Annotated in this window: 7 protein-coding genes; 2 read left to right on the plus strand and 5 right to left on the minus strand. The window is 57.6% G+C overall.

What is annotated here, in order from left to right; genetic code table 11:
• Positions 1–331 (minus strand): hypothetical protein (locus OKA11_RS24115; RefSeq protein ID WP_267225119.1); only part of this gene is annotated, 331 nt, incomplete at its 3' end.
• A gap of 979 nt (positions 332–1,310) precedes the next feature.
• Between OKA11_RS24115 and OKA11_RS24120 the strand changes: the two genes are divergently transcribed.
• The gene (locus tag OKA11_RS24120) at positions 1,311–1,823 is read left to right on the plus strand and encodes a hypothetical protein (RefSeq protein ID WP_323748342.1); all 513 of its coding nucleotides are present in this window, start codon (positions 1,311–1,313) and stop codon (positions 1,821–1,823) included.
• A gap of 3 nt (positions 1,824–1,826) precedes the next feature.
• Here the strand turns inward: OKA11_RS24120 and OKA11_RS24125 are convergent, their stop codons facing one another.
• The gene (locus tag OKA11_RS24125; protein ID WP_267225121.1) at positions 1,827–2,030 is read right to left on the minus strand and encodes a hypothetical protein; all 204 of its coding nucleotides are present in this window, start codon (positions 2,028–2,030) and stop codon (positions 1,827–1,829) included.
• A 105-nt stretch (positions 2,031–2,135) separates the two neighbouring features.
• On the opposite strand from OKA11_RS24125, the gene OKA11_RS24130 reads away from it, so the two are divergent.
• Positions 2,136–2,726, plus strand: coding sequence for a recombinase family protein (locus tag OKA11_RS24130; RefSeq protein WP_267225123.1), 591 nt, complete (start codon positions 2,136–2,138; stop codon positions 2,724–2,726).
• A 20-nt stretch (positions 2,727–2,746) separates the two neighbouring features.
• On the opposite strand, the gene OKA11_RS24135 is transcribed toward OKA11_RS24130, so the two are convergent.
• The 3 genes from OKA11_RS24135 to OKA11_RS24145 form a co-directional block, all read right to left on the minus strand.
• Complete coding sequence (locus OKA11_RS24135) at positions 2,747–2,926, minus strand: hypothetical protein (protein WP_267225125.1); 180 nt, start codon at positions 2,924–2,926, stop codon at positions 2,747–2,749.
• 309 nt (positions 2,927–3,235) lie between these two features.
• Entirely contained in the window at positions 3,236–3,817 is a 582-nt protein-coding gene (locus tag OKA11_RS24140; protein ID WP_267225126.1) for a PIN domain-containing protein, read from the minus strand.
• On the minus strand, positions 3,814–4,032 hold a 219-nt coding region (locus OKA11_RS24145; protein ID WP_267225128.1), incomplete at its 5' end, for a hypothetical protein. The genes OKA11_RS24140 and OKA11_RS24145, both read right to left, overlap by 4 nt.

The following is a 4,032-nucleotide window of genomic DNA, read 5'->3' on the forward strand; positions in this document are numbered from 1 at the left end:
CTAGGCCGCCCAGCGTGACCCGTTCGGATGGGGCGTCGGTGTATAGCCATCTGCCCCGCTCGCATGTCGCGTTCGACTTGATCAGGCGATTGGCGAAAAACGAGTTTTCTTCCAGCGCGAGCTTACCTTGAGCGACTTTGAGGGCTTGAGAGTGGTTTCGCCCCGGCACTTCCTTGATCGTAGACACGGGGAAGTAGGTTTCGCCGTCGAAGAGGTGTGGGGTGAACTCGCGCTCAAACCGCGTAAGGGGCTTGCGCAATGCCCGTTTGAATGGTCGGTGTTCCTTCCGACCGATGCCTTCGATGTAATTCCAATACGGTGGGTAATCCAAAATTATTCTCCATACAATTAAGCCTCGCATGGTAACGGACATGCGAGGCTCAAAAGCTGTATGGATAATTCATGCCTGAATTACATACCGTATTTATGAACAACAAAGCCGTTACGCATTGATCACTTATTTATGAATGTAAAATACCGCACTCAAATCTCCGCTCGCAATAATTATCTTGCCTAAAATACTCTCCGAAGGCGTAGGGTAGGTTCGCATGCCGGAACGGGATCGGCCTCACCCCGTTGTCCGCATGATCGTCGTGCCCATTCTCGTCGGTTGCGTTCGGGCAGGGTCGTTTCCGTGAAGGCCACTTCCATCCATGGCGGCGGGGATGGCACCCGGCAGTATCGGGTCGTCGCCTGATGGATAACCCCTCATGGGTTATCCCGTCGAAGGGATCGGGGTGTCCTCGGTGACCTCGAAGTGAGATCGATCCGCTTCGATGTCATCAGGTCGGCGCGGGATATCGCAGCGAAGTCACCCCTCGGGCTGCACGCAGGATGTGCGGGCCAAATTTCACCTCGAAGCGGGATTCCTATAAGTAATATGTCATTTCCCGCTTCGAGGTGAATTTCGACACGAAACCACTACCCCCGACACCACCCAGCATCAGTCGGGTGACGCGAACCAGAAAGACCAGTTTCTACATCCCCCCTCGCGTTACGCCGACCGGGACGACTTCTTCGATTTCCATTTCCGGCGCAGGTATCGGGAGGTCTCCCGCCTGCGGGAGGCCGAGCGATGCCAAGTCGTCGGCGGCATGCGCCAGCATGCCAACGCCCGATACGGGGGGAGATCGGGGTGATCGATGTGATGGCCGACACCCCTTCCAAAACCATGCCCGGAACTCACCCACCCCAAACTCGCGGAAACTCGTTTTCCAAAACCGGGGTGGGGTCGCATTCTGGAAGCCATTCCCTGACCAGTTGATTGGGGAACGACCCGTTAATTGGCGGTGCGCTAATGACCGGCCACTATGATGGACCGCCGAACAGACATGTGGAATGACGACAACGCCATCTACGACGATGGTGAGTGGATCACTTGGACCGAGATCAACTCCCACCTCGAACGGTTGGAGTTCGAAGCCCGGTTCCCAGACCTCGAAGCCGATCTGGTGCCGATCTTCCAAAGCCTGCTCTCGACGGCGCAGGATTACTACGAACTCACCGGGCGGCACCTACAGGTCTATGGCGACCTCGGCGAACTCTATGGCGCGATCACCCACGGGTTGAAGCTGCATCGCAACTACGCGCAGGGATCGGACGGCAAGATCGGCAACGACTTTGTGGAGGTGAAGACGATCACCCCGTTCAAGAGCAACGATGTGGTGACCCTCAACCTCAAACGGAACTTCAGCAAGGTGCTGGTCGTGAAGATCGACGCCGACTTCGAAGTGCAGGGCAAGATGATCGACCGCAAGGCGCTTCCCAAGGTCAAGGGCGACAAGCTCATGCTCTCGTGGAGCCAGTTCGAGCAAACGGCCTGACCCTCACTGCCCCCAGCGGATCATCGCCTCCAACTGGTTACCCATCCCGAACAAGAGTTGGAAGCGATCCCGCGTGAGATTGGTCGCCGGATCGAAATACCCAAGCAGGCGCTCGCATTCATCAACCGCCTTCTGACGGCCATCACCCAAATCGACGATATAGCCGATGATATCGTGTGACGCGTTTCTCACTGCGGTCTTCGACATCACACCTCCTCATCGCGGGAGGGGCGTCATCTATAGATGCCTTGAGAAAATATCGAACTAAAAGAACTACTTGACGCATTCCATAACTGGAGAGACCTTTCTGGAATGACCAAACGCATCGCACTCTACACGCGCGTCTCGACCGATCAGCAGACCACCGAGAACCAGCGCCTCGAACTCCTCGCCGTCGCTGAAAGGAATGGCTGGGAAGTGGTCGCCGAGTTCACCGATCAGGGGATCAGCGGTGCCAAGGGGCGGGACCAGCGTCCCGGCTACGACGCTCTCATGAAGTCGGTTGCGCGTCGTGAGATCGACATGGTGGCGACTTGGGCCGTGGATCGCCTCGGACGCTCCCTCCAACATCTCGTCGGCTTCCTTCACGAGATCAACGCGAAGGGTGTCGATCTCTACCTGCATCAGCAGGCCCTCGATACCAGCACCCCCAGCGGGCGCGCGATGTTCGGTATGCTCAGCGTGTTCGCCGACTTCGAACGCGAGATGATCCGCAGCCGGATCATGGCTGGACTGCGCCGTTCGACGAAGAAGGCCGGTCGCAAGCCCCTCGATCCCGAGAAGGTCGCCCGGATCGAACGGGCTCTCGCCAAGGGGGGCTCGATCAATGAGACGGCGCGGAAACTGAAGGTCGGGGTCGGCACCGTCCACCGGATCAAGACTCGGATGAACGCCGCCGCCTGATCACATCGACAGGAAGCTTCTCAACCGAGATCGCGCAGCCACGCGAGGAATTGCTCCTTCGTCATCGGCTTGCTCGAAGGGGACGCCCCCGCCTGCTTGATCCGCTCGACGAAATCCGGCGACATCTCACCCCGGCAGATGGGGCAGCTATCGTCATGCTCGCCGCCGATGCAGCCTTCGCTCCGGTCGTTCTCACTCATCACATCACCCCGAGTTCGGCGGACACCCTCTCCGTCGAACTCTCATCTCCGGCTCATCCCACGCAAAATCAACGCCTTCCGACCTGTGGGTTCGAATCCCAACGCGTACATCCGAACTCACCGCTCCACTTCAGTGCGACAATCCGCTATGCCTAAACCATCGAAAAGAAACGCAATGTCGTCAGGTTTTGCGCGGATCACGGCTTCCCACCCTCTCCGCCACGACTTCCTAAGGGATTGTCGAACCACAACCTTTTGACAAAGCGTCGCTTTTCACCACCCCGGTGCGACAAAGTGGTGCGATTTCAGCTATGACATCTCGCCAATCGCATCATCAGCATGGAAATCATCACTTCCATCGGGTCGTAGGCCGTTTGCGGTGAAGAGGTTTTCCTCTGTCTCCGGCAACGCCAATTCCCATGTGCTAACAACATCCATACCTAACCGCCGCGCGAAGGCAACGAGCGCCCTATCATCAGCATAAATTCGCGTGGCGTTGTTCGTTCGAGCAATAGCGACGATTTGGCGGTCAACCTTTACCTTCTGCCATGCATCCGTTGAACCTCCACGCTTATCGCCCGCCCGAATTGCCTCGCCCGTCATGATCGCTGTTTCGATGGCCGCACGCTGGTCAAATGGCTTGACTCTAACGCGTGACAGGCGCTCCAATTCCGCCACAATTGCAGATGCCCCGGCTTCCGCCCGCACCAGAACCTCCGCTAATACCGGAGTGGGGATAATCAGCGTCCCGTTAGCACCCAACTCGGATATCATGCGTTCGACGCGATCCCGCGCTTGGACGACCGGCCTGCCCGTGCTTGGGTCGTCAGGCGGGTTGGCGGAGGGATTTACCAGCAAGCACAATGCCGTGCTATCGACCACAACGATCACTGGTCGCCATCTCCTTGATCCCGAAGTCGCGAAATATCGTGATATGCTTCAGCATCCATCAGGCGATTGTCACGAACGGCTCGAACAGCGGCCAGCGCCTCGGCAATTGGGCGATTATCGAGCACTTCAAAACGATCCACTCGAAAATCCAGCATCTTCCAGACACCATCCAACTGACGCTCAAAGCGACCATTTCCATGGAGACGCACCATGGG

Source organism: Novosphingobium clariflavum (assembly GCF_026420865.1).
Lineage (GTDB): Bacteria > Pseudomonadota > Alphaproteobacteria > Sphingomonadales > Sphingomonadaceae > Novosphingobium > Novosphingobium clariflavum.

Bases quoted from the DNA above. Each gene is read 5' to 3' on its own strand.
- OKA11_RS24120 (WP_323748342.1), top strand. From the start codon at position 1,311: ATGATGGACCGCCGAACAGACATGTGGAATGACGACAACGCCATCTAC.
- OKA11_RS24125 (WP_267225121.1), bottom strand. From the start codon at position 2,030: ATGTCGAAGACCGCAGTGAGAAACGCGTCACACGATATCATCGGCTAT.
- OKA11_RS24130 (WP_267225123.1), top strand. From the start codon at position 2,136: ATGACCAAACGCATCGCACTCTACACGCGCGTCTCGACCGATCAGCAG.
- OKA11_RS24135 (WP_267225125.1), bottom strand. From the start codon at position 2,926: ATGAGTGAGAACGACCGGAGCGAAGGCTGCATCGGCGGCGAGCATGAC.